The organism is Streptomyces sp. 378 (assembly GCF_030124145.1).
Taxonomy (GTDB): Bacteria; Actinomycetota; Actinomycetes; order Streptomycetales; family Streptomycetaceae; genus Streptomyces.
In genome coordinates this window covers 359,025-385,423 of record NZ_JASKMS010000003.1, presented here as the reverse complement: position 1 = coordinate 385,423, position 26,399 = coordinate 359,025, and the positions used below count along the sequence as shown (strand labels likewise).

General features: G+C 72.7%; 26 protein-coding genes. 12 read left to right on the top strand and 14 right to left on the bottom strand.

The window, feature by feature from the left end; genetic code table 11:
* Positions 1-33 precede the first annotated feature (33 nt).
* The gene (locus QNO09_RS06970; protein WP_283969165.1) at positions 34-2,277 is read left to right on the top strand and encodes an FUSC family protein; all 2,244 of its coding nucleotides are present in this window, start codon (positions 34-36) and stop codon (positions 2,275-2,277) included.
* 31 nt (positions 2,278-2,308) lie between these two features.
* On the opposite strand, the gene QNO09_RS06965 is transcribed toward QNO09_RS06970, so the two are convergent.
* The 6 genes from QNO09_RS06965 to QNO09_RS06940 all read right to left on the bottom strand — a co-directional run bounded on the left by QNO09_RS06965 (position 2,309) and on the right by QNO09_RS06940 (position 6,527).
* Positions 2,309-2,743, bottom strand: coding sequence for a hypothetical protein (locus QNO09_RS06965; RefSeq protein WP_283969164.1), 435 nt, complete (start codon positions 2,741-2,743; stop codon positions 2,309-2,311).
* Positions 2,744-2,771: 28 nt separating this feature from the next.
* Entirely contained in the window at positions 2,772-3,608 is an 837-nt protein-coding gene (locus tag QNO09_RS06960; RefSeq protein WP_283969163.1) for a DUF1206 domain-containing protein, read from the bottom strand.
* 133 nt (positions 3,609-3,741) lie between these two features.
* A complete protein-coding gene (locus QNO09_RS06955; RefSeq protein WP_283969162.1) occupies positions 3,742-4,599 on the bottom strand; it encodes an ANTAR domain-containing protein in 858 nt (285 codons plus the stop codon).
* A gap of 111 nt (positions 4,600-4,710) precedes the next feature.
* A complete protein-coding gene (locus QNO09_RS06950) occupies positions 4,711-5,004 on the bottom strand; it encodes a DUF5133 domain-containing protein (protein ID WP_283969161.1) in 294 nt (97 codons plus the stop codon).
* Between the two features lie 30 nt (positions 5,005-5,034).
* The gene (locus QNO09_RS06945) at positions 5,035-5,898 is read right to left on the bottom strand and encodes an RNA polymerase sigma factor SigF (RefSeq protein ID WP_283969160.1); all 864 of its coding nucleotides are present in this window, start codon (positions 5,896-5,898) and stop codon (positions 5,035-5,037) included.
* Positions 5,899-6,098: 200 nt separating this feature from the next.
* Entirely contained in the window at positions 6,099-6,527 is a 429-nt protein-coding gene (locus QNO09_RS06940) for an ATP-binding protein (RefSeq protein ID WP_283969159.1), read from the bottom strand.
* Between the two features lie 266 nt (positions 6,528-6,793).
* Here QNO09_RS06940 and QNO09_RS06935 point away from each other — a divergent pair, with 266 nt between their 5' ends.
* Positions 6,794-7,015, top strand: a complete 222-nt coding sequence (locus QNO09_RS06935) for a hypothetical protein (RefSeq protein ID WP_283969158.1) — start codon at positions 6,794-6,796, stop codon at positions 7,013-7,015.
* A 514-nt stretch (positions 7,016-7,529) separates the two neighbouring features.
* Entirely contained in the window at positions 7,530-7,985 is a 456-nt protein-coding gene (locus QNO09_RS06930; protein ID WP_283969157.1) for a cyclic nucleotide-binding domain-containing protein, read from the top strand.
* 4 nt (positions 7,986-7,989) lie between these two features.
* On the opposite strand, the gene QNO09_RS06925 is transcribed toward QNO09_RS06930, so the two are convergent.
* Together QNO09_RS06925 and QNO09_RS06920 are read right to left on the bottom strand one after the other, a co-directional pair.
* On the bottom strand, positions 7,990-9,279 hold the full coding sequence (locus QNO09_RS06925; protein WP_283969156.1) for an MFS transporter: 1,290 nt from the start codon (positions 9,277-9,279) through the stop codon (positions 7,990-7,992).
* A gap of 79 nt (positions 9,280-9,358) precedes the next feature.
* Positions 9,359-9,976 carry a LysE/ArgO family amino acid transporter gene (locus tag QNO09_RS06920; RefSeq protein ID WP_283969155.1) on the bottom strand — a complete coding sequence of 206 codons (618 nt, stop codon included), beginning with the start codon at positions 9,974-9,976 and terminating at the stop codon, positions 9,359-9,361.
* 69 nt (positions 9,977-10,045) lie between these two features.
* Here QNO09_RS06920 and QNO09_RS06915 point away from each other — a divergent pair, with 69 nt between their 5' ends.
* Positions 10,046-10,945, top strand: coding sequence for a LysR family transcriptional regulator ArgP (locus QNO09_RS06915; RefSeq protein ID WP_283969154.1), 900 nt, complete (start codon positions 10,046-10,048; stop codon positions 10,943-10,945).
* Between the two features lie 11 nt (positions 10,946-10,956).
* Here the strand turns inward: QNO09_RS06915 and QNO09_RS06910 are convergent, their stop codons facing one another.
* Entirely contained in the window at positions 10,957-11,664 is a 708-nt protein-coding gene (locus QNO09_RS06910; RefSeq protein WP_283969153.1) for a TetR/AcrR family transcriptional regulator, read from the bottom strand.
* Between the two features lie 114 nt (positions 11,665-11,778).
* Between QNO09_RS06910 and QNO09_RS06905 the strand changes: the two genes are divergently transcribed.
* Both QNO09_RS06905 and QNO09_RS06900 read left to right on the top strand, forming a co-directional pair.
* Positions 11,779-12,996, top strand: a complete 1,218-nt coding sequence (locus tag QNO09_RS06905; protein WP_283969152.1) for a saccharopine dehydrogenase family protein — start codon at positions 11,779-11,781, stop codon at positions 12,994-12,996.
* Between the two features lie 103 nt (positions 12,997-13,099).
* Positions 13,100-13,354: a WhiB family transcriptional regulator gene (locus QNO09_RS06900; RefSeq protein ID WP_283969151.1), complete on the top strand. Its 255-nt coding sequence runs from the start codon at positions 13,100-13,102 to the stop codon at positions 13,352-13,354.
* 203 nt (positions 13,355-13,557) lie between these two features.
* Here QNO09_RS06900 and QNO09_RS06895 read toward each other — a convergent pair whose 3' ends face one another.
* Positions 13,558-14,001 carry a DUF6098 family protein gene (locus QNO09_RS06895; RefSeq protein WP_283969150.1) on the bottom strand — a complete coding sequence of 148 codons (444 nt, stop codon included), beginning with the start codon at positions 13,999-14,001 and terminating at the stop codon, positions 13,558-13,560.
* Between the two features lie 153 nt (positions 14,002-14,154).
* Between QNO09_RS06895 and QNO09_RS06890 the strand changes: the two genes are divergently transcribed.
* Positions 14,155-14,505 (top strand): DUF488 domain-containing protein, encoded by a 351-nt coding sequence (locus QNO09_RS06890; RefSeq protein WP_283969149.1) that lies wholly within the window; start codon positions 14,155-14,157, stop codon positions 14,503-14,505.
* A gap of 22 nt (positions 14,506-14,527) precedes the next feature.
* On the opposite strand, the gene QNO09_RS06885 is transcribed toward QNO09_RS06890, so the two are convergent.
* Both QNO09_RS06885 and QNO09_RS06880 read right to left on the bottom strand, forming a co-directional pair.
* Positions 14,528-16,201: an FAD-binding dehydrogenase gene (locus tag QNO09_RS06885; protein WP_283969148.1), complete on the bottom strand. Its 1,674-nt coding sequence runs from the start codon at positions 16,199-16,201 to the stop codon at positions 14,528-14,530.
* Positions 16,202-16,218: 17 nt separating this feature from the next.
* Positions 16,219-16,884 carry a TetR/AcrR family transcriptional regulator gene (locus QNO09_RS06880; protein ID WP_283969147.1) on the bottom strand — a complete coding sequence of 222 codons (666 nt, stop codon included), beginning with the start codon at positions 16,882-16,884 and terminating at the stop codon, positions 16,219-16,221.
* A 104-nt stretch (positions 16,885-16,988) separates the two neighbouring features.
* Between QNO09_RS06880 and QNO09_RS06875 the strand changes: the two genes are divergently transcribed.
* The 3 genes from QNO09_RS06875 to QNO09_RS06865 all read left to right on the top strand — a co-directional run bounded on the left by QNO09_RS06875 (position 16,989) and on the right by QNO09_RS06865 (position 19,833).
* A complete protein-coding gene (locus tag QNO09_RS06875) occupies positions 16,989-17,612 on the top strand; it encodes an alpha-ketoglutarate-dependent dioxygenase AlkB (protein WP_283969146.1) in 624 nt (207 codons plus the stop codon).
* Between the two features lie 161 nt (positions 17,613-17,773).
* The gene (locus QNO09_RS06870; protein ID WP_283969194.1) at positions 17,774-18,520 is read left to right on the top strand and encodes an MBL fold metallo-hydrolase; all 747 of its coding nucleotides are present in this window, start codon (positions 17,774-17,776) and stop codon (positions 18,518-18,520) included.
* Between the two features lie 41 nt (positions 18,521-18,561).
* Positions 18,562-19,833, top strand: a complete 1,272-nt coding sequence (locus QNO09_RS06865; protein WP_283969145.1) for a DUF4032 domain-containing protein — start codon at positions 18,562-18,564, stop codon at positions 19,831-19,833.
* Positions 19,834-19,846: 13 nt separating this feature from the next.
* On the opposite strand, the gene QNO09_RS06860 is transcribed toward QNO09_RS06865, so the two are convergent.
* On the bottom strand, positions 19,847-20,728 hold the full coding sequence (locus QNO09_RS06860) for a universal stress protein (protein ID WP_283969144.1): 882 nt from the start codon (positions 20,726-20,728) through the stop codon (positions 19,847-19,849).
* 321 nt (positions 20,729-21,049) lie between these two features.
* Between QNO09_RS06860 and QNO09_RS06855 the strand changes: the two genes are divergently transcribed.
* Positions 21,050-23,986, top strand: coding sequence for a helix-turn-helix transcriptional regulator (locus QNO09_RS06855; RefSeq protein ID WP_283969143.1), 2,937 nt, complete (start codon positions 21,050-21,052; stop codon positions 23,984-23,986).
* On the opposite strand, the gene QNO09_RS06850 is transcribed toward QNO09_RS06855, so the two are convergent.
* Positions 23,941-25,251, bottom strand: a complete 1,311-nt coding sequence (locus QNO09_RS06850; RefSeq protein ID WP_283969142.1) for an SGNH/GDSL hydrolase family protein — start codon at positions 25,249-25,251, stop codon at positions 23,941-23,943. The genes QNO09_RS06855 and QNO09_RS06850 overlap by 46 nt on opposite strands.
* A 377-nt stretch (positions 25,252-25,628) precedes the next feature.
* On the opposite strand from QNO09_RS06850, the gene QNO09_RS06845 reads away from it, so the two are divergent.
* On the top strand, positions 25,629-26,306 hold the full coding sequence (locus tag QNO09_RS06845; protein ID WP_283969141.1) for an AIM24 family protein: 678 nt from the start codon (positions 25,629-25,631) through the stop codon (positions 26,304-26,306).
* The last annotated feature ends 93 nt before the right edge of the window (positions 26,307-26,399 follow it).

Below are 26,399 nucleotides of genomic sequence, written 5' to 3'. Positions count from 1 at the left end.
ATCTTGGTGTGAGTCGGGAGAGAGTGCGACGGAGTGAGGGCAGCGGGACGCGCGGTACGGGCACGCGTGCGGGACCGGATCGCGGCGTCCGACCCCGGACTGCTGCGTCTGACGGCGGGGTTGCGGACGGTCGGCGCGATCGCTCTCACCCTGTCCGTGCTCTCCCTGCTGGGAGCCGATGTGCACCTCCTGGTGGCGGGGGCCATGGCGGCGATGGTCGCCACCTTCGCCATCCGGGAGAAGCAGCCGGGCGCACAGGCCGTGACGCTGGCGCTGGGGCTGCCGGTGGCCCTGGTCTCGGTGTCCCTGGGCGCGGTCCTCAACACGCGTCTGGTCGTCGGTGACGTCTTCTTCGTCGCCCTGATCTTCTGCGCCGTCTACGGCCGCCGGTTCGGCGACCGGGGCACCGCACTCGGGCTGATCGGCTTCCAGGTCTACTTCCTGTCCCTGTTCGTCGGCGCCACCGTCTCCGGGCTGCCCTCGCTGTGCGGTGCCATCGCCCTGGCCTTCTGCTCCAGTGCCCTGGTGCGCTTCGCGATCGTGCCCGCCACCCCCTCCGGCGTGCTGCTGCGCCTGCGTCTGGCCTTCCGCGCCCGGCTGGCCCAGCTGGTCACCGCGCAGCTCGAACTCCTCGACGCCCCGGCGGACGCGATGGACAAGGCGCTGGCAGGCGTACGCCAGGGCACCGCACGGCTCCACGAGACGGCGATGATGATCCAGGACCGGCTGGAGGAGGGCACCCCGGACGAGTCGGCGGCACGGCTGGTGCAGCGCAGGATCGCGGACGCCGAGATCGCCGCCGAGCGGCTCGGCCTGCTCCTGCTGACCGCCCGCAGCGCCGAACGGGCCGACACGCTCACCCTGCACCTGCCCGGCGCGCCCGCTCCGTCACCGGCCGGTCCTGCCGTACCGGACGAGGCGGGCGCCACGCTCCGCCGCGATCTGCGGGCGCTGCACGCCCTGGTGCTGCGGACCGGCACAGCCGACACGGGCACCGGGCTGGCGCATGTGCGCAACCGGCTGCTCGGCTACCGGGACGAGGAGAACCTGCCGCCCGCGTCGACCGCCGTCCAGGACGTCTTCCGCGGCGTCGGCGAGTCGGCCCGCGCGGTGCTCGGGCTGCGGATCGCGCTGGACGGCCCGCAGGACGAGTCGGACGACACCCCCGCCACGGCTCGCTCCCGCGAGGAGCTGGACGCCGAGGACGCCGCGATCGACGGCGGCGGCGAGGAACCGGCGCAGGAGGAGCAGACGGGCCTGCGGCGGCCCACCACGCGGGCGGCCGTGCAGGTGGCCGTCGGTTCCTCACTGGCGATCGTCGGCGGGGAGCTGCTGTCCACGCAGCGCTGGTACTGGGCGGTGCTGACCTGCTGGATCGTTTTCCTGAACACCGCCTCGACGGGCGAGATCCTGGTCAAGGGCTACCGGCGGCTGCTGGGCACGGTGTTCGGGGTGGTGGCCGGCATCGTCCTGGCGGGACTGGTCGGCACCCACACCTGGACGGCGTTCGCCCTGGTGATGGTGCTGATCTTCGCCATGTTCTACACGGCGCCGTTGTCGTACACCCTGATGTCGTTCTTCGTCACCGCGATGCTGGGGCTGCTCTACACGCTGCTGCACACCTACAGCCTCGACGTGCTCGTCCTGCGGATCGAGGAGACGGCGCTCGGCGCGGTGTGCGGGGTGGTGGCGGCGGCGCTGGTCCTGCCGGTGCGGACCGACCGCCGTACGGACGAACTGCTCGGCACCGTGCTGGAACGGCTGGCCGAGGTCACCGAGGCCGCTGTCGGCCAGCTCAGCGGCGGGCCGGCGGACGAGCTGCTGGACCGGGCACGTGACCTGGACCAGGCGCTGGCCGACCTGCGGGCCGCGACCCAGCCGCTGATCCACCCGGTCACGCCGCTGCGCACCCGGCGTCACACGGCCCGGTACGTGGTGGCGCTGCTGGAGACGTGCGCGTACCACGCGCGGACCCTGGCGGCGACCGCCGAGCTGCTGCCCACGCATCCCTCGATCGCGGCGGACCCTCGACTGCGCGGCGCGGCCGGACGCACCGTGCGCAACATCGGGACCATCGCGGCCCGGGTGGCCGACGAGCACGCGGACGCGCGGGTGGAGACCGGGCCGAGCATCGCCTCGCTGCTGGGGTCCGACGCCGGAACGCCGCGCTACGGCCGGATCACCGACCGCGTGCTGCGGCATCTGGAGAGGCTGGACGAGGCCGTGGTGGGTCTCGCCCGGCCGCTGGGCGTGCCGGTGGCGGCGCCCAAGGCGTGAGAGCCGCGCACGGGGTGGGAGGGGCTGCCCGTCAGAAGTCCGTGGGCAGCCCGCTCGCCTCGGCGATGCCTCGCAGTTCTTCGTTCTGCTTGTGCCGGTCCCGGATGTAGTCGGCTATCTCGCCGAGGCGGATCGGGTCGGACGCGGTGGTGGCGTCCGTGACGATCCTGACCGGGCCGGTGTCGTCGACGTCGAGTTCGACCACTTCGTTGTCCAGGCGGCCGGTGACGGCGGTGGCGATGACGAGGGCCACCTCGTCACGGACCTCCTGGGGGAGTTCGTCGTTGGTCCCGGAGTCGAGCGCGAAGTCGAGGCTGGACAGGCGTTCCTCTTCGATCGCCTCGAGGACGGGCTCCACCGCGCGCATCAGAAGGCGGTAGTCCTCCGTGTCCATCCGGATGCGCAGGAGGTCCAGGTACATGTCCACGGGCCGGCCATCGCCATGCGGAATCTCGGAATCGCTCATGGGCATCGTGTTCCCCACACGACGCGACTCAGACGCGTCGCCACCGGGCCATGGCGAAGGAGAACACTCCGAACAGCACCAGCCCGGCCGCGACGCAGACCAGCAGCCAGGGGCCGAGCGGAGTCTCGGCGAAGGAGCGCAGGGTGTCGTCCAGGCCCTTGGCCTGGTCCGGTTCGTAGGCGACGGCGGCGCGCACGGCGAAGACGCCGGCCACCGCGAAGACCAGCCCCCGGGCGGCGCCACCGGCCACGCCCGTGACGTCCACCAGCTGCCGCGTACGGTGGCTCATCTGCCCCAGCCGGAGCTTGTCGTGGTACTTGCGCATCACCGCGCGTACGGCGATCCAGCCACCGACCACCACGATCGCGACGCCGGCGGCCCCGACCAGCCACTGGCCGGCGGGTATCTCCAGAACCCTGGCGGTGGCGTCCCGGGACTGCTGGTCGCTGTTCCCGCCGCTCTGATGGCGGCTGATCGCGAACGACAGCACCGAGTAGGCGACGAAGACGTAGAACGCGAAGCGGACCGCCGCCATCAGCCGCTTGCGGGCGCTGCGGCCGTCCTTGCCGATCGAACCGAAGAGAGCCTCGGACAGCCGCCACAGGGCCATGCCGACGAGCCCGATGCCCAGCGCCCACAGCAGCACCGCGCCGAACGGCTTCTGCGCCAGTTCCTGAACGGCTCCCCCGCGGTCGGCCTGCCGCCCGGTGTCGCCGAAGGCGATCTGCAGGGCCAGCGCCCCGACGAGCAGATAGATCACGCCCCGGGCGGCGAACCCCGCCCGTGCCGCCCCCTCGGTCATGGAACCCCGCGCCATCCGCCGGGCCCGGAACCGACCGCTCCGTGCCATCGCACTCGTGTTCATGTCGACCTCCCGGGAGTCCTGATGCCCCGGGTCGGCGTCCACACACCCTGCACACCTTCCGGACCAGCGGATTCCGGTTCACGGCCGGGTGCGGCCCTCCCCGCGGCACGGCGGCGTCATGTCCGTAACGGGCTCAGGACCGCCGGAACCTCGATCCGCGGCCGGCGCTGCCGAGGGCGTGCAGGTGCTCCAGGGCGTCGAGGACCACCGTGCGGTCGTGCCAGGCGAGCCAGCGGCCCGCCTGGCCGCCGATGGTGTCGAGGGCCTTCCTCTGGGTCGCCGTCAGGCCGTCGAGGGGCCGGTCCATGTGAGCCGAGACCATGCCCACGCAGCGCCCGGACTCGCTGGTCAGCGGGACGCTGTGACAGGCCCTGCTGCCCGCCGCGAGGATGGCCCTGCGAGCCGGTTCGGTGAACACCGGGTCGCTCTCCACCTCGCGCACGGTGACCTGGGAGACGTCGCGCGCGGCCTGCGCACAGGACGTGCCGTCCTCACCGACGTGGGCGAAGAAGTCGACGAAGTCGGCCGTGAGGCCGGTGTGCTGCTCGATGCGCAGACCTCCCCGTGCCCGGTCGGGGAGCTGCACGTTGCCCATGTCGGTGCCGGTCACGGCCAGGGTCGAACGCAGCACGGCCTTCAGGAGGGCACCGCGGCTGCCGGAGCCGGACCGGTGCGCCTGTGTGAAGGTCAGACCTGGTTCCGGTCCGCGGACGCGCTCCGGGAACCACAGCGTGTCCTGCCCGTCGGGGCGGGGCGCCGTCACCAGGACGTCGGCCAGGGTGCGCAGCTTGACGTTGTACCGCTGCGAGGCCATCTGCATCAGCACGAAGGCACTGTCGGCGTCGGGCAGTGCGTAGCGCTCCCGCAGAATGCCCTGCGCCTGCGAGATCAGCGGGCGCACGCGGGCCCGGGCCCGCAGGTCGCGCACCTCGGCACGCAGGCGCTCCAGCTCGCCGTCGTCGGCGGCCGCTGCCCGCCCGGTTGTGGACACGGGTCTCCCGGTGTGAGTGGCATGACGCGAACGGGCCCGGCCGCGGCTTCCGCCGTCGGCCGGGCCCTTGTTCTGCCTCGTCTTCCCCGTCGTGTCAGTGGCACACGCGCATCAGGCGGGCTCGGTGGCCGGCATGCGCCGGCCGACCGCGGTCACAGCGGGTTCGCGCTGTGACGCCGTCGCCGCGGCGGGTTCGCGGACCGGTGCGGGTGCGGTCGCGAGCCATTGGTGGGCGGCTTGCAGGGCGCGCTCGACGTCCCGGGTGCCGGTGGACACGCAGAGCGTGTACTCCAGGTCGCGCGCTCTGGGGTTCGCGTCCACCGGCCCGCGCACGGCCTCGGCGGCGGCCAGGGCCTCGTACTCGTCGACGAGTCGGCGCAGCACGGCGGGATGGGGCCTCAGCATGGTTCGTCAGCTCCTCGTGGGATCGGATGGTCAGGCCGTGGCGGAGGGGCCGCCGCTCCCCCGGGTGCCCGTCCGCTGCCCCAGCACCTCGTCGCGCACCCGGGCGCAGCTGCGGCTGATGAGGCGGGAGACGTGCATCTGGGAGATGCCGAGGTGGTCGGCGATACGGCTTTGGGTCATGTCCTCGAAGAAGCGCATGTAGAGGATGGCCCGCTCGCGTTCCGGCAGTCGGCGCAGGCCTTCCTTGGCGGACTCACGGTCCACGACGACGTCGTAGGACGAGTCGGCCGCGCCGAGGGTGTCCGCGAGGCTGTAGCCGTCGTCGTCGGTCGAGAGTTCGGCGTCCAGCGACAGGGTGCTGAAGCTGTCCAGGGCCTCGAGCCCGGCGTTGACCTCGTCCTCGGTCAGGCCGGTGTGGGTGGCGATGTCCGCCACCGAGGGCTCGGGGCTGCCCGGGTTCTGGGTGAGTTCGCGGCGTGCCACCCGCACCTTGTTGCGCAGTTCCTGGACACGGCGGGGGACACGCAGGGCCCACATGCGGTCCCGGAAGTGCCGCTTGACCTCACCGGTGATGGTGGGCACGGCGTAACTTTCGAAGGCGCCCCGGCTCGGGTCGAACCGGTCGATGGCCTTGACCAGGCCCAGCGCCGCGACCTGCCGGAGGTCCTCGATGGACTCTCCGCGGTCGCGGAAGCGGCCGGCGATGCGGTGGGCCATGGGCAGCCACAGGGTGACCAGTTCGTCGCGGACGGCGTCCCGCTCGGGACCGTCCTCCAGCTCCGCCATCCGGGTGAACAGGGCGGCGGTGTCGGGGGCGTCGTCGTGACGGCGCCGGGTCGCGGTGGTCGTCGTTTCGGGCGTGCCGGGACGATGGGTGGGCGTTTCGATGAGCATGCGGATTCGCTCCTGAACGGTGGTTTCAGGGACTGACCGCGGGAAGGTCGCTGCCCGGATGCGCCTGGACGCCCTCCGGGGCAGTCATACCGCTCCCGCTGGCGCGCCTCCGGTCCGAAGCACGAAACTGCGTCTGCCCTGGCCCCGGTGGAACAAACTCCGCTTTGCTGAGCAATCTGCCGGACGCCGGTTCACGGACGTCAGGACAGGGGCACGACGGCGGTGATGCACTTGCCCCCGGCAGGCAGATCCGACACCCGCACGTCGCGGGCGAGACGGCAGACGATGGGCCAGCCGTGGCCGCCGTGCCGCAACCGTCCGTCGGCGCGGGGCGCCGTCACGGGCAGCGCGTCGCTGCGGTCGCTCACCGAGACGCGCACGCCGGGGCCGTCGACGTCGACCTGGAAGTCGGTGACACCGCCGCCGTGCAGGATCGCGTTGGTCGTGAGCTCCGAGACGACGAGCAGCGCGTCGGACAGGGCGTCGGTGTCGCACGGTATGTGGGTGGCCCGGCAGCGCTCGGCAACGGCTCGTTCGACCGCCCGGCGGGCCTCGGCGGGTTTGGACGGCCGGGCACGATGGCCGCCGGGCGGTTCGAAAACGGATTCGGTCATGTGCTCCTCGCACATACTGCAGCTCCCTGTCAGCACAAACGGACGCCGGGCCCGGACCGCGTCCTTGGCCCCCGTACCGGACTGGCCGGGCCGGCGGACCCATAAGCCTTCTTCGACCTGCCGCGGCGTTCCGGGCACGCGCCGCGCAAGCGCCGGTCGTTACTCATCGGCTCACCTCTCCCCGCACCTGCAAACCTCGGATACGCCCGGAAGGCCCGAAAACACCTCCGACGGCCGTGACTCGGTGCCATCTCCGTGCGCTGAACGGGTACGCGGTGTGGATGACCGATGTGGTGGATTCAGACGAGTTGCTGCGGCGCATCCAGCGTGCGAGGGAGTGCGCGGTCCAGGAGGAACGAACGTGGCGGACCAGGAGCGAGGAGCTGGACGCGACCGACCCGCAGGGGGCCCGGGACGCGACCGTGCGGCGGATGTCCTACGAGGCGGTGCTGCGGGTGCTGGACGAGATCGTGGCCCCCGGCTCGCACGCGCCCGGGGGCTGACCGGGTGAGGGCCGGCGCCCGGGCGGCCGGGGCGGATCGCGCGGACACACGCCGGAAACCCGGTGCACATGACAGCCGACCCACCGTCGCCCGCGGAGCCGCGCAGGGAGCAGGTGGTGCGGCCCCGTGACGCGTTCTCGGCCCGGCCGAGGCCGTGCCGGTGGCCGAAGCCCGCCCCCGGGCGGATCGCGGCTGAGATGATCAAGCCCATCGTGAGGCCCGCGAAAGTGAAACAGGTCACGCAACCGGGTTTCGGGTGGCGAGCACACCCCCTGGATGGTTTACCGTTCATTCATACGTGGTGACGGAGTGGACCCCCCGCCCTCCGTGCGCCACTGCATACGGCCCTGGCTGGTCTCCCCCGTCCAGCCAGGGCTTTCTCCTGCCCGGGCGGCCCGTCGGAAGAAGTCGTGTACGCCGAGGTGCCCAGGGCCCCGACAGCGGCTGAAATGGGCTTAGTGAGAGGACCCCTCAGGGACAGCACCGCAGTCGACCGCCCGGCGAGGAGCTCCGCATGACCAAAGCGATCAAACTCCTGACCGCTCTGCCTCCACCCCAGCGCCGGCGTCTGATGACGCTCGCCCGGGAGGTGTCCTTCCCCGAGGACGCCCGCATCTTCGAGGCGGACGGCCCGGCCGACCGCTTCTGGGTCATCCGCTCCGGTGCCGTTTCCCTGGACCAGCAGGTGAACTCCCTGCAGCGGGTGACCGTGGCCAGCCTCGGCGCGGGTGACCTGCTCGGCTGGTCCTGGCTGTTCCCGCCCTACGCCTGGGACTTCGGCGCGGTGGCGTTCAGCCCGGTGCGGGCCTACGAGTTCGACGCGGGGGCCGTGCTGGCGCTGTGCGAGGAGGACCCGGAGCTGGGGATGATGCTGGTGCGCAATGTCGCCGAGGTGCTCGCGCACCGGCTGGAGATGACCCGGGGCAAGCTGATGGAGCAGTACACGCTGCACCGGCGCGGAGCCCTGTGAGGCGTCAGACGCGGTAGCGCCGCAGTGCCGGTACGGCGGCCGCCAGGGCCAGCATCACCGCGACGACCAGCAGTCCGCCGCCCGCCACGGCGGTGCCCGGGCCGAGGGCGGAGCCCGCGGTGCCGTGCAGCACGTCGGCCAGGCGCGGGCCCCCCGCCACGACGACCGTGAAGACGCCCTGCATGCGCCCGCGCATCTCGTCGGTGGCGGCGGACAGCAGGATCGCCCCGCGGAAGACCATGGAGACCATGTCGGCCACCCCGGCGAGGGCGAGGAACGCCACCGCGACCCAGAGGTTGCGACTGAGCCCGAAGCCGGTGATGGCCACGCCCCAGGCGACCACCGCCCCGATGACCATCCAGCCGTGCCGTCGCGCCCGGGAGAAGGTGCCGGAGAAGAGCCCGCCCAGCACGGCACCGATGGGGATCGCCGCGAACAGCAGGCCCAGCGCGAGGCCTTCGCCGTACGGGGCGTAGGTCTGGGAGGCGAGTTGGGGGAACAGGGCGCGGGGCATGCCGAGCACCATGGCGATGATGTCCGCGAGGAAGGACAGCAGGAGCACAGTGTGCCCGGAGATGTAGCGGAAACCGGCGGCGATCTCCTTCACACCGGCCCACCGCACCGCCGTGCCCGCCAGAGGCGGCAGCGCGGGCAGCCGGTACACCGCCCACACCGTCACACACAGGGCCAGCGCGTCGATGAGGTACAGCTCGGGCAGCCCGATGACGGGGATGAGGGCACCGGCGAGCAGGGGTCCGGCCACCTGCCCGGTCTGCATCACGGTCGAACCGAGGGCGCTGGCGGCAGGCAGTTCGTCGTCGGGGACCAGCCGGGCTATGGAGGCGTTGCGGGCCGGCGCGTTCAGGCCCCAGAAGGCCTGCTGCACCGCGACCAGCAGCATCAGCGCGGTCACCGACTCCAGGCCGGCGAAGGCCTGGAGCCAGAACAGCACCGAGGTGACGGCGATGCCGCTGTTGGTGACCAGCAGCAGCTTGCGCCGGTCCATGGTGTCGGCGATCGCCCCGCCCCACAGCGCGAACACGATCAGGGGCACCAGACCGGCCAGGCTCGCGGCCCCCACCCAGGCCGAGGAGCCGGTGATGTCGTAGATCTGCTTGGGCACGGCGACGGCGGTGAGCTGGCTGCCGACGGCCGTGACGATCGTCGAGCCCCACAGCCGCCGGTAGGCGGGGCGGCGCAGAGGGCGGGTGTCCATGGCCCACCGCCGGCCACGCCGCCGGGGCACCTGGGGGCCGGAGTCCCGCTCTTCGGTTGTGCTCTCGCTCGTGTCCACGCCGCTTCCTCGATGCTCGCTACATCTTTCCGGGCGGAGATCACTATCGCACCGGTCGCCGTCGGCCCGGCGGCCGGTCTCAGCCTCCGGTGATCAGCGCGGCGCCGAGCACGATCATGGTGGCGGCGACGAGGCCGTCCAGGACCCGCCAGGCCGACGGCTTGGCGAGGAACCGGCCGAGCAACCGGGCGCCGAAGCCGAGGGCGGTGAACCAGCACAGGCTGGCCAGTACCGCTCCGAGACCGAACGTCCAGCGCAGTGCACCGTGGTCGGCGGCGACGGAGCCCAGCAGGAACACGGTGTCGATGTAGACATGGGGATTGAGCCAGGTCATGGCCAGGCAGGTGAGCACGGCCCGGCGTGCCGATCCGGCTGCCTCCCCCTCGCTGCGCAGCGCCTCGCCACGGGGCCGGAACACCCGGCGGGCGGCCAGGACGCCGTAGCCCAGCAGGAACGCGCCGCCGATCCAGCCGACCGCCGTCAGCGCTCCCGGCCACTTCACCACCACCGCGCCGACCCCGCCGACCCCGAGCGCGATGAGCGCCGCGTCCGACAGGGCGCAGATGGCGACCACCGCGAGGACGGCCTGGCGGCGGACGCCCTGGCGCAGGACGAAGGCGTTCTGGGCACCGATGGCGACGATGAGGGACAGTCCGGTGCCGAAACCGGCGGCGCCGGCGGTGAAGGTGCTGGTCATGGCGTCGACGCTACGGACACGATCGACCAGGGTCCAGCTAAGGATTCTTACGTATCATTAGCTGGCGTGATGACGACCGATCTTCCGCTCGACCAGGTGCGGACCCTGCTCGCCGTCGTGGACGAGGGCACCTTCGACGCTGCCGCGGCCGCGCTGCATGTGACGCCGTCGGCGGTCAGCCAGCGGGTGAAGGCGCTGGAGCAGCGCACCGGCCGGGTCCTGCTGCTGCGGACCAAGCCCGTGCGTCCGACGGAGTCGGGTGAGGTGCTGGTCCGGCTGGCCCGCCAGGTGGCACGGCTGGAGCACGACGCCTATGCGGAGCTCGGGCTGAGCGGTGCCGGGGAGCCGATCCGGGTGTCGGTGGCGGTGAACGCGGACTCGCTGGCCACCTGGTTCCTGCCCGTGCTCTCCCGCGTGCCGCCGGAGCCCCGGCTCTGCTTCGAGCTGCGCCGCGAGGACGAGGCACACACCGCGGCACTGCTGCGCGAGGGCGCGGTGATGGCCGCGGTGACCTCGTCGCAGGACCCCGTGCCGGGCTGCTCCGTGCGCTCGCTCGGCCGGATGCGCTACCTCCCGGTGGCCGGGCCGGACTTCGCCGCCCGCCACCTGACCGGGCCCCCGGCACGGGTGCTGCCGGAGGTGCCCGTGGTGGTCTTCGACCGGCGGGACGACTTCCAGGACGGCTTCGTCCGCGGCCTCACCCGGGGGCGGAGCGCGGCGAGCGCGCTGCGCACCTACGTGCCGACGTCGGAGGGTTTCGTCGAGGCCGTCGCCGCCGGACTGGGCTGGGGCCTGGTGCCGGAGGCCCAGGCCGAACCCCTGCTGCGCGACGGCCGGCTCGTCCGCATCGCCCCGCGCCGCACGGTCGACGTGCCGCTGTACTGGCAGCAGTGGAAGCTCGACTCGCCGGCGCTGGCGCAGGTGGCGGAGACGGTGACGCAGGCCGCGGCCGAAGCCCTGCGCACCTGACACCGGCCTGTTCAGGCGCCGATGTCCGCCAGCCGGGCCGCGGCACTGTCCAGCAGCATCTCCAGGGCCGTCGGGTAGGCACTGGTGAGCATGCGGGTGGCGAGCAGGGGCGCCGCCTCGGCGATACGGGGATGGGTGGTGGCGGGAAGGCGGGCGTAGGTCGAGCGCCACATGTCCTCGTCGGCGTGGAGCGAGTCGCTCGGCAGGGCCAGTGAGGCGGCGTCCAGCGCGGCGAAGGCCAGGGTCTGGTCGATGAAGGCGTGGTAGACGCGCACGGTGTCGGGCAGCGGGAAACCGGCCGTGCGCAGCACGTCCAGGACGGCCTCGTCGGCGGCCAGCTCATGGGCCCGGCCCGTGACGCGGTTCGTGGTCAGCAGGGCGGCCTGGGGATGAGCCAGATACGCCGCGTGGATGCGCAGCCCGAAGGACCGCAGATCCGCCCGCCACTCCCCCGTGGGCCGCCACCCCTCCAGCGCCTGGCCGATGAGGGCGTCGCCGATGGCGAGGGTCAGGTCGTCCATGCCCCGGAAGTACCGGTAGAGCGTGCTCGGATCCGCGTCCAGGGCGAGGCCCAGCCGGCGGGCGGTCAGGCCGGCGCTGCCGTGTTCGCGGAGCATCCGCAGCGCGGTCTCGACGATCAGCTCCTCGGACAGCACGGTGCCGCTCTTGGTGGGCCTGCGCCGACGGCGCTTCTCCTCGGGCACCACGGGTTTGGGCACGACCGTCACCTTCCCTGCTCTCCTTATGCCAACGCCATTGACCTTATGACACGGGGCGGCGTTGTATCTGTCCCGAGGACGCGTCACGTTCTTCGCAAAGAGGGAGTTTCTGGCATGCGTGTACTGCTTGTGGGTGCCGGTGGTGTGGGCGGGGCGATCACTCGGATCGCCGCTCGGCGGTCGTTCTTCGAGGCGATGGTGGTGTCCGACTACGACCCCGGCCGGGCCGAGGCGGCGGTGGCCGCGCTGGGCGGCGACGCGCGCTTCACGGCAGAGCGGGTGGACGCGGGTGACGAGACGGCCGTGGCCGGCCTGCTCGCCCGGCACCGCTGCGACGTCCTCCTCAACGCCACCGACCCCCGCTTCGTGATGCCTCTGTTCCGCGCGGCCCGGGCCGCGGGTGCCACGTATCTCGACATGGCGATGTCGCTGTCCCGCCCGCACGCCGAGCGGCCGTACGAGGAGTGCGGGGTGAAGCTCGGCGACGAGCAGTTCGCGCAGGCCGCCGAGTGGGAGAAGGAGGGGCTGCTCGCGCTCGTCGGCATGGGCGTGGAGCCGGGCCTGTCGGATGTCTTCGCCCGGTACGCCGCCGACGAGCTCTTCGACGAGATCGACGAGATCGGCATCCGCGACGGCGCGAACCTGACCGTCGAGGGCTACGACTTCGCGCCCTCCTTCAGCATCTGGACCACCATCGAGGAGTGCCTGAACCCGCCGGTCGTCTACGAGAGCGGCACGGGGTGGTTCACCACCGAGCCGTTCAGCGAGCCCGAGGTCTTCGACTTCCCCGAGGGCATCGGCCCGGTCGAGTGCGTGAACGTCGAGCACGAGGAGGTGCTGCTCGTCCCGCGCTGGGTGGACGCCCGCCGGGTGACCTTCAAGTACGGCCTGGGCCGGGAGTTCGTCGAGACGCTGAAGACACTGCACCTGCTGGGCCTGGACCGGACCGACCCGGTGACCGTGCCCGGACCGGACGGTCCGGTGGCGGTCTCGCCCCGGGACGTGGTCGCCGCGTGCCTCCCCGATCCGGCGACGCTGGGCGCGCGGATGCGCGGCAAGACGTGTGCGGGGACCTGGGTGCGGGGCGTGAAGGACGGCGAGCCGCGCGAGGTGTACCTGTACCACGTGGTCGACAACCAGTGGTCCATGGCTCAGTACGGGTCGCAGGCGGTGGTGTGGCAGACGGCGGTGAACCCCGTGGTCGCACTTGAACTCCTCGCCACCGGTGGCTGGTCCGGCTCGGGTGTGCTCGGCCCGGAGGCCTTCCCGGCCCGCCCCTTCCTCGACCTGCTGACGGACTACGGTTCGCCCTGGGGAATGCGGGAGCAGTGAACGACTGTCCGAGAACGCCCTGTTTCACCGAGCATCGACAGGTGACCCGCAAGGGAGCATGCTTCCGAAAGAGCACGTTTCTACCGCGATGCAGGTGACTTCGATGGACAACTGGCGCGACCACGCTGCCTGTCGGCACGAGGACCCCGAGCTCTTCTTTCCGATCGGCACCTCCGGGCCGGCTCTGCTGCAGACGGAGCAGGCCAAGGCGGTGTGCCGACGGCGCTGCCCGGTGCAGGAGCAGTGTCTGCAATGGGCGCTCGACACGGGGCAGGCCATCGGTGTCTGGGGCGGGACGAGCGAGAACGAACGGCGTGCCCTGAAGCGCCGGGCGGCGGCCAGGCGCCGCTCCGGCTGATGCCCGCCCCCTTCGGGCCGGGGCCTGTCGTTCGGATCAGGTCGCAGGGGATCGGCGGTGCTTCTCCCTGTCGGTGAGCGGGGTCTGGCGCGTGTGGCTGCGAGGCGGAGGAGGGAGTCGACGCGGAGCGTCGATGACCGACGACGACGCCGCAGACGCGCGCACCGGGCCCCGCGTCCGCGACCTGGTCCGAACGCCAGGCCCTAGCCGCGGCGCAGCGGCCCCCACGGGTTCTCCTGCCGGGCCACCTCGCCCTTCGCCTCGTCGATGACCTGCTGGTCGATCCAGCACATCGGCCGGACCTCGGTGACCAGCGGTTCGTTGTCCGGTCCGCGGGCGGCTTCCAGGCCGGCGAGCACCCAGGGGTGCACGCCCGGGCCCTTGTCGTGCGGCAGATGGGCGTAGTCGTGCAGTCGGCGGGCCACCCACACCCGGACCGGACGATCCTGCCACCATGCCTCGACGCCGAGCGGGTTGGCGGACAGACCCGGCAGGGGCACGCCGGTCAGGTCGTCGGTGCTGGACACCGCGCGGCAATCGATCTCCGGACCACGCGACCAGCGGACGTACAGACCCCGGTGCCGTTCCACGAGCGCGGCGAGTTCGTCGAGAGTGCGCACGACCGGCAGGTCGTCCGGTGCACTCATGCCAAGGCCTCCTTCCTCGACGCTGCCAGGCGATCGGAGTACCCACCCGGCCCGAGCGGAACCGGTCGTTCGGCACGGGGCGGTGCCGGGCCGGGCGCCCCGGCCGGGGTTACGCTCGCGGCACACCCGTACCACCGCGGAGAGGAGCCGAACATGGGCGTGCGCGTGCGCCGTGTCTACGACCCCGCCGAGCCGGAGGACGGGGTGCGGGTGCTGGTCGACCGCTTGTGGCCGCGCGGACTGGCGAAGGAGGCGGCACGGGTGGACGAGTGGCCGAAAGCGATCACCCCGTCCACGGAACTGCGCCGCTGGTACCACGCGGGCGAGGGCTCGTACGAGGAGTTCGCCGAGCGGTACGAGGCGGAGCTCGCCGCCGACGAGGCCGCCGGCGCTCTCGACGGCGTGCGTGACCTGGTCCGCAAGGGTGAGGTGACGCTGCTGACCTCGTCCAGGACGCCGGAGCGAAGTCACGCCACCGTGCTGGCCCGCCTCCTCCAGGGGTGAGAAGACGGGCCGTGACGGGCGATCAGGCGGTCTGCTCGGCCGCCGCCCGCCCCGCCGCCCGCCCCGAGAAGAGGCAGCCGCCGAGGAAGGTGCCTTCCAGGGCGTTGTAACCGTGCACACCGCCCCCGCCGAATCCGGCGACCTCGCCGGCCGCGTACAGCCCCTCGACCGGCTCGCCGTCGGTCCCGAGGGCCCGGGAGGCGAGGTCGGTCTGGATGCCGCCGAGGGTCTTACGGGTGAGGATGTGCAGCTTGACTCCGATCAACGGGCCGGCCGCGGGGTCGAGAACGCGGTGCGGGGTGGCGACCCGGCCGAGGCGGTCGCCGATGTAGCGGCGGGCGTTGCGGATGCCCTGCACCTGTGCGTCCTTGGCGTACGGGTGGGCGATCTGCAGGTCCCGCGCCTCGATCTGGCGCTTGATCGCGGTCGCGTCGAGGAGCGGCTCGTCGGTGAGCTCGTTCATCTTCGCCACGAGCTGTTCGACGCTCGACGCGGTCACGAAGTCGGCGCCCTTGCGCAGGAACGCGTCGACCGGTCCGGGCGCGCCCTTGCCGAGGATGCGCTCCTTGAGGAATCCGGCCCGGTCCTTGGCGGTGATGTCGGGGTTCTGCTCGGAGCCCGACAGGGCGAACTCCTTCTCGATGATCTTCTGGGTGAGGATGAACCAGGAGTGGTCGTATCCGGCGATGTCCTCGGTGGTGCGCAGGTGCTTGAGGGTGCCGAGCGTGTCGTAGCCGGGCAGGAAGGGGCCGGGCAGGCGGCGGCCGAGGGCGTCGAACCACAGGGAGGACGGCCCGGGCAGGATGCGGATGCCGTGACCGGGCCAGATCGGGTCCCAGTTCTGCAGGCCCTCGGTGTAGTGCCACATGCGGTCGCGGTTGACCAGCCGGACACCCGCCTCGGCGCTGATGTCGAGCATCCGCCCGTCGACGTAGGCGGGGACGCCGGTGACCATCTCGCGCGGCGGGGTGCCCAGGCGTTCGGGCCAGTAGCGGCGGACGATGTCGTGGTTCGCGCCGATGCCGCCGCTGGTGACGATGACGGCCTGGGCGGTGAGTTCGAACCCCCCGACCGCGTCACGGCTGGAGGCGACGCCGCGGGGTGCGGGATCCTCGGCCAGGACGGTGCCGCGCACCCCGCGCGCGGTGCCGCCCTCGACGACGAGTGCGTCGACGCGGTGGCGGTGGTGGAAGGTGAGCAGACCGTCGCGGGCGGCCTGCCGCGCGTAGCGCACGAACGGTTCGACGACGCCGGTGCCGGTGCCCCAGGCGATGTGGAAGCGGGGCACGCTGTTGCCGTGCCCGTGCGCCGTGAGGTCGCCGCGCTCGGCCCAGCCGACCGTGGGGAGGAACGTGATGCCGTGCCCGTCGAGCCAGGACCGCTTCTCCCCCGCCGCCCATTCCACGTAGGCGCGCGCCCAGCGCACGGCCCAGGAGTCCTCGTCCTCCAGCCGATCGAAGCCGGCGCTGCCCCGCCAGTCGCTCCAGGCGAGGTCGAAGGAGTCCTTGATGCCCAGGCGTCGCTGCTCCGGTGAGCCGACGAGGAACAGGCCGCCGAAGGACCAGAAGGCCTGTCCGCCGAGGTTGCCCGCGTTCTCCTGGTCGACGAGGGCGACCCGCCGGCCCCTGCTGGTCAGTTCGTGCGCCGCGACCAGACCGGCGAGACCCGCTCCGACGACGATGACATCGGCATCCATGGCGACCGTTCCCTTCTTCAGTTCCCCGTGTGATCCGTGTGATCCGTGTGATCCGTGTGATCGAGGGTGCCGCTGCCGTCGGTCAGCAGGGCAGTGAGCAGTTGCTTCAGCCAGGCGCGGGCGTGCTCCAGGTCCCGGTCCAGCAGCAGTTGCGTGGTGACGCCGTCGTACGCGGCGACGACGGCGCGGGCGGCTCCGTCGGTGTCACCCAGGACGGCGGGCAGCGCGGTGTGGCCGCGGGCCCGGCCGAGCCGGGCGGCGATCGCCCGACGCAGCCGCGCGCGGTGTTCGAGGAGGCTGCGCGCCACCTCCGGGTCGCGGGCCGCGTGGACGAGGAAGTCCGTCTTCACCAGGAGCCAGTCGCGGTCGAGGAGCAGCACGTCGGTGACGCGGTCCACGGCGGCCGGCACGTCGAGGTCCGGCCCGTCGACGGCGAGAGCACCGGACACCTGCTCCGCGATCAGGTCGGCCCGCTCGCGGTAGAGGGCGAAGAACAGCTCGTCGAGGCTGGAGAAGTTGGAGTAGAAGGCGCCCCTGCTGTAGCCGGCGGCCTCGCACACCTCCTCGATCGAGACGTGCCCGAAGCCTTTGGCCGCGAACACGGAGAACGCCGCGGCCAGGAGGTTGGCGCGCGTGTGGACACGACGCCTGGTCCCGCGCCCGGTGCTTCCTCCGACAGCCATGCCCTGCCTCTCTTTGGATACAGGACTGTATTGGATACGCCGATGTATCGAAAGGGCCCGGCCCATTATGGAACATACATTCGATTCAGAGGTAGGCTGGCCGTATGCACCTGCAAGGCTCCCTCTTCGACCAGGCCGACGAGCTGCGTCTCGGTCCGCTGGACGGGATCAGCCGGACCCACCTCGGCTTCGGCGCCTGGCTCGACGTGCTGCCCGGGTGGCTCAGCGGTTCGGACGCACTGTTCGAACAGCTCGCCGCCGAAGTTCCGTGGCGGGCGGAGCGGCGCAAGATGTACGACACCGTGGTCGACGTCCCCCGCCTGCTGGCGTTCTACGGCGTGGACGACCCGCTGCCGCACCCGGTGCTGGCCGACGCGCGGGACGCGTTGAGCGCCCACTACGGCGAGGAACTGGGCGAGCCGTTCACCACGGCCGGGCTGTGCTACTACCGCGACGGCCGGGACAGCGTCGCCTGGCACGGCGACCGCATCGGGCGCGGTGCGCACGAGGACACCATGGTCGCCATCCTGTCCGTGGGAGCGCCCCGCGACCTGCTCCTGCGCCCGGTGGGAGGCGGCCGGGACACCGTGCGCCGGCCGCTGGGACACGGCGACCTCGTCGTGATGGGCGGCTCCTGCCAGCGCACCTGGGAGCACTCGATCCCCAAGAGCACCCGGGCGACGGAGCCGCGCATCAGCATCCAGTTCCGCCCGCACGGCGTGCACTGACGGCGGACCGAACGCCCCCGCCGCGCGACCCGATTCAGACGGACCCGGCTCTTCCGTCCGCCACCGGGTCGTTCATGCGGACCCGGCTCTTCCGTCCGCCGCCGGGTCTGCTTCGCTTCTCCCGTCGAGCGGGTACGGGACATACACAGGGCGGGGTGAACATGCGGGCGGACGTGCACCAAGTCGCGGCCGGCACCTACCTGGTGCACGGCTCGAACACCAACTGGGTGATCCTCACGGAAGGGGACGCCGCCACGCTGGTCGACACCGGCTACCCCGGTGACCGGGAGCAGGTCCTCGCCTCCCTCGCGCAGGTGGGCAGTTCCCCGGAGGCGGTCGTGGCCGTGCTGATCACTCACGCGCACAACGACCACCTGGGTTCCGCCGAGTACCTGAGCGCCGCGTACGGCACACCCGTCCACCTCCATGAGGCCGAAATGCCGCACGCCCGCCGGGACTTCCTGCACCAGGTGACCGTCGGGACGGTACTGCGGAACGGCCGGCGGCCGGGGGTACTGTCCTGGGCCGTGCACGCGCTGCGCTCGGGCGGCACCGCCCATGTCCCGGTCACCGCCCCGCGGGCGTTCCCGGCGGCGGGCGCCCTGGACCTGCCGGGACGGCCGGTACCGGTGCACACGCCGGGCCACACCGACGGGCACTGCGCCTACCACCTGCCCGCCGACGGTGCGCTGATCTCCGGGGACGCCCTGGTCAGCGGGCACCCCACCTCGCGCGTCGAGGGACCGCAACTGCTGCCGGACATGTTCCACCGGGAGCGGGCGCGGGCCCTCGCCTCCCTGGACGTCCTGGCCGGGCTGGAGGGCGAGCTGCTGCTCCCCGGGCACGGGCCGGTCCACCGCGGGCCGCTGCGGGACGCCGCGCACCGGGCCCGGGAACGCGCCCTTTAGAGTGAGGCGACGATCGGCGGCGAGACAAGGACACCCGGCGCATGGCACTGCAGATCAGCGCGACGAATCCCGAGCACCCCGCGCTCTTGCTGGAACTGCCGTGGCACCTGCCCCTGGAGGACTGGCCGGAGGAGTACCTCGTCCCGCTGCCGCGCGGCATCTCCCGGCACGTGGTGCGCTACTCCCGCGCCGGCGAGGAGGTGATCGCCGTCAAGGAACTGGCCGAGCGGCCCGCGCTGCGCGAGTACGAGCTGCTGCGCGGCCTCGACCGGATCGGCATCCCCGCGGTGGACCCACTGGCGGTGGTCACCGGCCGTACCGACGACAGCGGCGCCCCGCTGGAGAGTGTCCTGGTCACCCGGCACCTGGGCGGCTCGATGCCGTACCGCTCGATGTTCGAGACCACCATGCGACCGGCCACCATGCACCGGCTGATGGACGCGCTCGCCGTGCTCCTGGTGCGACTGCACCTGGCCGGGTTCGCCTGGGGCGACTGCTCGCTGTCCAACACCCTCTTCCGGCGCGACGCGGGCGCCTACGCCGCGTACCTCGTCGACGCCGAGACCGGTGACCTGCATCCGCAGCTCAGCGCCGGGCAGCGCGAGTACGACCTCGACCTCGCCCGGGTCAACATCAGCGGGGAACTGCTGGACCTGGAGGCCTCGGGAGCACTGCACCCGTCCGTGGACCCGATCGAGTTCGGCAGGGAGATCTGCGCCCGCTACCGCGGACTGTGGGACGAGTTGACCCGGGCCTCCGTCTACCCGGCCGGCAAGTACCACTACATAGAACGCCGGATCCGCCGCCTGAACGACCTCGGTTTCGACGTCGCCGAGATGCAGATCGAGCACGCCTCGAACGGCGACACGGTCAGCTTCGTGCCCAAGGTCGTCGACGCCGGCCACCACCAGCGGCAGTTGCTGCGCCTGACCGGTCTGGACACGGAGGAGAACCAGGCCCGGCGGCTGCTGAACGACCTGGAGAGCTGGATGGCGACCCAGGACGACTACGCGCCGGGCGACCCTCCCCCAAGTTCTCGGCTTCGCTCGAACAGGGGGGACCCCCATGGCGCCCGCCCCGAGGTGCTGGCCCACCGCTGGGTGCGGGAGGTGTTCCGGCCGACCGTGCGGGCGGTGCCGCTCGAACTGCGCGGTGCGATGGACCCGGCGGAGATCTACCACCAGCTCCTCGAACACCGCTGGTACATGTCCGAGCGGGCCCAGCACGACATCGGCATCGAGACGGCCGTCGAGGACTACATCAGGAACATCCTGCCCAAGGCGCGCAAGACGCTCCAGCCGACGGCGGAGTGAGCGGCCGGGGCCGTCACCCGTGCGGCACCACCGCCACCGGGCAGTCCGCGTGGTGCAGCATCCCGTGCGCCACCGAGCCGATGCGGGCGCCGACGGCCGTGCGGTGGGCCCGGCGACCGACGACCATCAACTGGGCCGTCCCGGCCACCGACAGCAGAACCTGACTCGCGCTGCCCATCTCCACGTGCTCCTCGACCGGCACCTCCGGGAAGCGCTCCCGCCAGGGCCGCACCGCGGCGGCCAAGGCCTTCTTCTCGTACGGCTCCAGTCCCCCGGCCTCGTCGAGCAGCTTCAGCGAGCCGGGGCTGTAGGCGAAGACGGGCGGCAGGTTCCAGGCCCGTACGACCCGTACGGTCGCCCGGCGCGCCGCGGCCGTCTCGAAGGCGAAACGCAGCGCCTCGGCGCTGTCCCCCGGGTCGCCCTGCTGACCCACGACGATCTCCCGCCCGGCGGCCTCGCAGGAGGGCTGGTCACCGGCCCGGACGAGCACCACGGGCCGGGTCGCCGCGGCGATCACCTGCTGGCCGACCGAGCCGAGCAGGAATCCGACGATGCGGCCGTGCCCGCGCGAACCGAGTACCAGCGTTTCGGCGTCGGCCGCGGCGGCGACCAGGGTGTCGACCACCGCGCCCTCGATGACATCGGTGGTCACCGCGAGGTCAGGATGCCGTTCGCTCACGGTTCCGACGGCCTCGGCGACCGCGCTGTGCACCCACTCGGCATGGCTGTCCGCGTCGCCCTCGATCCCCGCTGCGAGCGCCTCGCGCGGCTCGAACCGCCAGGCGTGCACGACGCGCAGCGGCCGGTCGCGCCGTACCGCCTCCCGCGCCGCCCAGGCGAGGGCCGCGAGGCTCTCCTGCGATCCGTCGACCCCTGCGGTGATCGGGCGTGTCATCCCGCTGCCTCCCTTGTCGCGATCACTACGTGCCGCGGCCCAGTCTTCCCTACCCCCGGTGGGGCCCACCCCGCCGGAGTCGATCTCCGTATCGGAGCGCTGCCCGGGCGATCGAACATACGATGGGCGGAGGTCGGCGCGGTGCCCCGGGACGCCGCGCCGTGGGTCGACCGCCCGGTGTGGGGACGTATGGCACAGGCCGCCGACCCGGCGCGTACGTACCCCGCCGGGCCCCGCGGGCGGGGAGGGGACGCTGACCGTGCGGACGACGCAGCCGCACCCCGTCCCTCTTCCGCGCCCTGGGAAACGAAGGTTGGTTCTGTGCCGCAGGCTTCATCCGTCACGCCGGTTGTCGGACGCGATCCCGAACTCGCCCGGCTGTCCGGGGTACTGGAGCGCGCCCGTGCCGGCGACGCGCGGGCCGTGCTGGTGGGCGGGGACGCCGGAGTCGGCAAGACGCGGTTGCTGAACGAGATCGCGGAACGGGCCGGGGACGCCGGGATGGCCGTCGTCACCGGGCACTGCGTGGATCTCGGGGACGTCGGGCTGCCCTATCTGCCGTTCACCGAGATCCTGGGAGTGCTCGCCGCCGACGAGCGGTTCTCGGCTGCCCTGGCCGATCACCCCGTGGTCGAGCGGCTGCTGGGGGCCGGGTCCGGCTCCGCACGGGACGGGGACGGGCGGTTGCGGCTGTTCGAGGGGATGGCGGGACTGCTGGCCGAGGTCGCGCGGACCGCGCCGCTGCTGCTGGTGCTGGAGGACCTGCACTGGGCCGACCAGTCGTCGCGCGATCTGCTGCGGTTCCTGCTCGGCCGGGGCGTGCTCCGGCAGCGGCTCGCGGTGTTCGCCTCGTACCGCGCGGACGACCTGCACCGCCGGCATCCGCTGCGGCCGCTGCTGGCGGAGCTGATACGGCTGCCCGCGGTCGAGCGGCTGGAGCTGCGGCCACTGGCCGATGCCGATGTGGACCGGCTGGTGCGGGCCCTGGAGCGCCGGCCGCTGCCGGACACCACGGTGCGGCGGATCGTGGAGCGGGCCGAGGGGAACGCCTTCTACGCCGAGGAGTTGCTCGCCGCCACCGACACCCCGTCCGGTGGGGTGCCCAGCGGGCTCGCCGATGTGCTGCTGATCCGTTTCGAGCAGCTCTCCGAGACCGCGCAGCAGGTGCTACGGACCGCCGCCGTCGCCGGACGCCGGGTGGACCACCGTCTGCTGCGGGAGGCGGCCGGACTGCCGGAGCCGGAGCTGGAGTCGGCGCTGCGCGAGGCGGTGGGGCGGCAGCTGCTCGTCGCCGGGGACGACGACACGTACTCCTTCCGGCACGCCCTGGCCCGCGAGGCCGTCTACGCCGATCTGCTGCCCGGGGAACGGGCACGGCTGCACGGCGCGTTCGCGCGGCTGCTCGCCGGACGCGGGAACCTCGCCGAGAGTGCCGCCGAGCGCGCCCACCACTACCGGGAGAGCCATGACCTCGCCGAGGCGCTGGCCGCCTCCCTGGAGGCAGCCGATCACGCCCAGCGGGTCGGTGCGCCGGCCGAGGAGCAACGGCATCTCGAAGCGGCCCTGGACCTGTGGCCGGCGGTCGGTGCCGAGGCCCGGCCCTCCGGCGCGGGTACCGACCGGGCCACGCTGACGCTGCGTGCCTCTGCGGCTGCCGCGCACGCCGGGGAGCTGCACCGCGCGGTGTCCCTCGCCCGGTCCGCGCTGGCCCAGCTCGGCCAGGACGCCGACTCGGAGCTGGCCGCGCGGGTGCGCTACACCCTCGCCGGGAACCTGCTGAGCGTCGACAGCCTGACGGCGGCGTTCGCCTACAGCAGCGAGGCCCTGGCGATGATCCCGGAGGATCCTCCGTCGCACACCTGGGTGTGGGCGGCGGCCACGCATGTCATGGCCGCCCGCTACGTCGGGGAGAACGACACCGCGCTGGAGGTCGCCCGCCGGGCCCTGCACGTGGCGGAGCGGCTGGGGGTGACCGACGCCCAGGCCGACCTGCTGATCTCCCTGGCCGGCTTCGACGACGGTGGGAGGCGCAGCCCGAAGGGCCGTGAACGGCTGCTGCGGGCCCGGGAACTGGCCGCGCGTTCGGGCAACGCGGCCGTGGAGCTGCGGGCCCTGTTCAACCTCGCCATGGGCTGCTACGAGAACGGCAACCTCGCGGAATGCGTGCCCTGGCTCACGGAGGGCCTGGACCGGGCCCGGCGCGCCGGTCTGCTGTCGTCGCCGTACCCGCTGGAGATGCGCTATCTACGGCTGCTGGTGCTGAACGTGCTGGGCCGCTGGGACGAGTGCGTGCGCGCGGCGGCGGCCGATGCCGAGGTGCTGCCGGCCGCCGGCGGTTACACGGCCGGTCCCGCGCTGTTCGTGATGCTCGCGCGGGGCGACTTCGCGGCCGCCGACCGGGCGCGCGCCCTGCTGGAGGGGCCGTTCGACTGGATGGCCACCCTGGTCGCGGGCATCGTGCTCACCGACGCGGCGGCGCTGCGCCGGGACCCCGAGGACGCGGTGCGGTGGATGCGGTCCACGGTCACGGCCCTCACCGACGAGACGGGTGCCCGCCCGGACGTCACGGTGCGGCTCGCCGCGCTGGCGTTGTCGGCGGTGGCCGACGCGGCCGTCGGACAGCGGCGGCCCGGTGACGAGGCCGGGGCCCGCCGCTGGACGGAGACCGCGACCGAACTGGTGGAACTGGCGCGGACGATGGCCACCCGCGACGACGGCACGCCTCAGGGCCCCGAGGGGCAGGCGTGGCTGGCCCGGGCCGAGGCGGAGTGGATCCGGGCGACGGCGGGGCCGGACGCGGCGGCCGCCTGGGCGAAGGTGGTGACGGCGTTCGGCTACGGCGACGTCTACGAGCGGGTGCGGTGCCGGCTGCGCTACGCCGAGGCTCTGGTGGCCGCCGGGCGGCGTGAGGAGGCGGCGGCCGAGGCCCGGGCGGTCCGGGAGACCGCGGACCTCCTCGGCGCCACCCCGCTGCGGGAGCGGGTGGACACCCTGATCCGACGCGGCCGGTTGTCGGACAGGCCGGGTGACGGCGTCCGGGCCACCGTGCTCACCGCACGTGAGCAGGACGTGATCCGGTTGCTCGCCCTGGGCCGCAGCAACCGGCAGATCGGCGAGGAACTGTTCATCAGCGGCAAGACGGCGAGCGTGCATGTCTCCAACATCCTCGCCAAGCTGGGCGCGTCGAGCCGCGGTGAGGCCGTGGCGGTCGCCTACCGCGAGGGCCTGATCGCCCCGGGGCCGTCGGCGTCCGGCTGACCGCCCGGCCCGTCGTTCCCGGCGCGCTGGCCGGTCCCGCAGTCGAGGGTCTTCGGATCGACGGCGTCGGCCATCGCCCGCATGCCCTTGTCGTTGGGGTGCAGATGGTCACCGCCGTCGAACGCGGGGAGCATCCGCTCGGGGTCGTGGGGACTGCGCAGGACGTGGTCGAAGTCGGTGACCCCGTCGAACTCGCCGCTGTCGCGGATGAAGGCGTTGACCCGCTGCCGCACCGCTTCCCCCGCGGGGTCCCACTCCGGCCAGCCCTTGAAGGGGGCGATCGTGGCGCCGACGACGCACTTCCCGGCCGCGTGCGCCCGGTCGATCAGCTTGCGGTATCCGGCGATCAGCCCGGCACTCGTGGCGCCGGGCTCGGCCTTGATGTCGTTGACGCCCTGGAAGAGGAACACCGTGCGCACGCCCGGCAGCGAGAGCGCGTCTCGTCGCAGGCGGTTCAGGGCGCTCTGTCCGGGGCCGTCGAGGAGGACCTTGTTCCCGGCGATGCCCGCGTTGGCCACCCCTTCGACCGTGCCGCCGGACGTGCTCAGGCGGCGGGCCAGGTAGTCGGGCCAGCGACGGTCGCGGTCGGGCGTGGACTGCCGGCCGTCGGTGATGGAGTCACCGAGGGCGACGACCGCTCCCGTCTCCTTGCGCGGCCGCACGGTGACGGCGTCGAGGTAGTACCACGAGCCGGTCCGCTGCTTCCAGTGGGCCGCGCCCTCCTCCGCGGTGTGGTCGCCGTCGGTGGTGTACGACGTCTGCAGCGCCATCCCGTGCCCGGTGAGCGTGCCGCCCGCCCGGGCCACGTACAGACTGACGGCGAGGGTGCGCGCGGCGGGGACGCGGCCGGGCAGGGGGTCGCTGTAGACGATGCCGCCGGCGGGGACGGTGACGGAGCGGGCGCCGCCGAAGGTCAGGCGCCTGTTGCTGCCGGGGACGAGCGAGGCGCCGTCCCGTTGCAGGCCCGCGTGGGCGCTGCCGAAGGTCACCGGCCGGTCACCGAAGGCGTTGGACAGCCGCACCCGCAGGCCGCTGCCCCCGACGCTGGTGTGCACCATCAGCCGGTAGCCCCGGCCGTCGGCCGCCTCGCCGACGTGGTCGGCGGAGGAGGCCCAGGTCACCACGTCGCGCCCGGCGGCTGTCGGGCCGCCGGGCGTCGGGCTCGGCTGTTCGCCGGGCACCGTGCCGGTCCCGCAGCCCAGCGCGACGCAGGTGGAGAGGGCGGTCAGGGCGGCGCGCCCGTGGGGGCGTGCGGTGCGGGGCATCGTCGGTGCTCCTTCGGCCGGTCGGTGGTGTGCGCACGGGGTCACCGGGCGAGGTTCCGGAGGGTCACGGAGCCGCCGGGCGCGAGGCTGATCCTGCGGGTCGTCGCGGCGTACGCCACCGTAGTGGCGCGGCCGTCGACGCTGTGCGGGGGTGGCCTCGACGGGCGTGCCGTCGCGCCGGCGCGGGTCGAGGAGGAAGCCGCCGGGCACGCCGACGCCCCGGACGCGGCCGTCACCGGCCCAGGCCTTCCGGAGGGCGGGCAGCGACCGGACGTGTCCCGGTCGCGACCGGGCGAGCATGTCGATCATGGCGAGCGCGGCCGCCCCTTCCGCGCGCGATCTTGGCGGAGGGAGACGCTTCGGGCGAGGATGCCGGTATGAAGGGTGACCTCTTTTCCAGTGAGCACATGGTGCAGCCGGCCGTAGCGCCGGGCATGACCGTCGAGAACGCCAAGTGCATCCGATACACGGTGAACGGCGAGATGCTCGCCCGGCAGGGCGCGATGATCTCCTATCGCGGCAACCTCCAGTTCGAGCGCAAGGGCCAGGGCGTGGGCGGCATGCTCAAGCGCGCGGTCACCGGGGAGGGGCTGCCCCTGATGGCGGTGCGCGGGCAGGGCGAGGCGTGGTTCGCGCACGAGGCGCAGAACTGCTTCGTCGTCGACGTCGAACCGGGTGACGAGTTCACGGTCAACGGCCGCAACGTCCTGTGTTTCGACGCGACGTTGTCGTACCGCATCGCGACCGTGAAGGGCGCCGGCATCACCGGCGGCGGCCTGTTCAACAGCGTCTTCACCGGGCAGGGCAAGCTGGGCCTGGTGTGCGAGGGCAACCCGCTCGTCATCCCGGTCTCACCGCAGTACCCGGTGTACGTCGACACGGACGCGATCGTCGGCTGGACCGCGGGCCTGCAGACCTCGCTGCACCGCTCCCAGTCCATCGGGTCCATGCTCCGCGGCGGTTCCGGCGAGGCCGTGCAGTTGCTGCTCCAGGGCGAGGGGTACGTCGTCGTCCGGCCGAGCGAGGCGACTCCGCACAAGCCCGGTCAGCACTGAACTCCCCCCGTGTGCTTCCGGTTTCGCTCGACCTGGGTGAGACGCCCACGGTGATCTGCGCCTCAGAGGCAACCCGGTCCGTTCCGCGGACGT

Excerpts from the sequence above, each read along its gene's own strand:
- QNO09_RS06875 (WP_283969146.1), top strand. The coding sequence starts at position 16,989 with ATGCACCTGCAAGGCTCCCTCTTCGACCAGGCCGACGAGCTGCGTCTC.
- QNO09_RS06945 (WP_283969160.1), bottom strand. The coding sequence starts at position 5,898 with ATGCTCATCGAAACGCCCACCCATCGTCCCGGCACGCCCGAAACGACG.
- QNO09_RS06935 (WP_283969158.1), top strand. The coding sequence starts at position 6,794 with ATGACCGATGTGGTGGATTCAGACGAGTTGCTGCGGCGCATCCAGCGT.
- QNO09_RS06900 (WP_283969151.1), top strand. The coding sequence starts at position 13,100 with ATGGACAACTGGCGCGACCACGCTGCCTGTCGGCACGAGGACCCCGAG.
- QNO09_RS06845 (WP_283969141.1), top strand. The coding sequence starts at position 25,629 with ATGAAGGGTGACCTCTTTTCCAGTGAGCACATGGTGCAGCCGGCCGTA.
- QNO09_RS06960 (WP_283969163.1), bottom strand. The coding sequence starts at position 3,608 with ATGAACACGAGTGCGATGGCACGGAGCGGTCGGTTCCGGGCCCGGCGG.
- QNO09_RS06895 (WP_283969150.1), bottom strand. The coding sequence starts at position 14,001 with ATGAGTGCACCGGACGACCTGCCGGTCGTGCGCACTCTCGACGAACTC.
- QNO09_RS06865 (WP_283969145.1), top strand. The coding sequence starts at position 18,562 with ATGGCACTGCAGATCAGCGCGACGAATCCCGAGCACCCCGCGCTCTTG.
- QNO09_RS06880 (WP_283969147.1), bottom strand. The coding sequence starts at position 16,884 with ATGGCTGTCGGAGGAAGCACCGGGCGCGGGACCAGGCGTCGTGTCCAC.
- QNO09_RS06950 (WP_283969161.1), bottom strand. The coding sequence starts at position 5,004 with ATGCTGAGGCCCCATCCCGCCGTGCTGCGCCGACTCGTCGACGAGTAC.
- QNO09_RS06850 (WP_283969142.1), bottom strand. The coding sequence starts at position 25,251 with ATGCCCCGCACCGCACGCCCCCACGGGCGCGCCGCCCTGACCGCCCTC.
- QNO09_RS06920 (WP_283969155.1), bottom strand. The coding sequence starts at position 9,976 with ATGACCAGCACCTTCACCGCCGGCGCCGCCGGTTTCGGCACCGGACTG.
- QNO09_RS06885 (WP_283969148.1), bottom strand. The coding sequence starts at position 16,201 with ATGGATGCCGATGTCATCGTCGTCGGAGCGGGTCTCGCCGGTCTGGTC.
- QNO09_RS06940 (WP_283969159.1), bottom strand. The coding sequence starts at position 6,527 with ATGTGCGAGGAGCACATGACCGAATCCGTTTTCGAACCGCCCGGCGGC.
- QNO09_RS06915 (WP_283969154.1), top strand. The coding sequence starts at position 10,046 with ATGACGACCGATCTTCCGCTCGACCAGGTGCGGACCCTGCTCGCCGTC.
- QNO09_RS06930 (WP_283969157.1), top strand. The coding sequence starts at position 7,530 with ATGACCAAAGCGATCAAACTCCTGACCGCTCTGCCTCCACCCCAGCGC.
- QNO09_RS06890 (WP_283969149.1), top strand. The coding sequence starts at position 14,155 with ATGGGCGTGCGCGTGCGCCGTGTCTACGACCCCGCCGAGCCGGAGGAC.
- QNO09_RS06905 (WP_283969152.1), top strand. The coding sequence starts at position 11,779 with ATGCGTGTACTGCTTGTGGGTGCCGGTGGTGTGGGCGGGGCGATCACT.
- QNO09_RS06965 (WP_283969164.1), bottom strand. The coding sequence starts at position 2,743 with ATGAGCGATTCCGAGATTCCGCATGGCGATGGCCGGCCCGTGGACATG.
- QNO09_RS06860 (WP_283969144.1), bottom strand. The coding sequence starts at position 20,728 with ATGACACGCCCGATCACCGCAGGGGTCGACGGATCGCAGGAGAGCCTC.
- QNO09_RS06870 (WP_283969194.1), top strand. The coding sequence starts at position 17,774 with ATGCGGGCGGACGTGCACCAAGTCGCGGCCGGCACCTACCTGGTGCAC.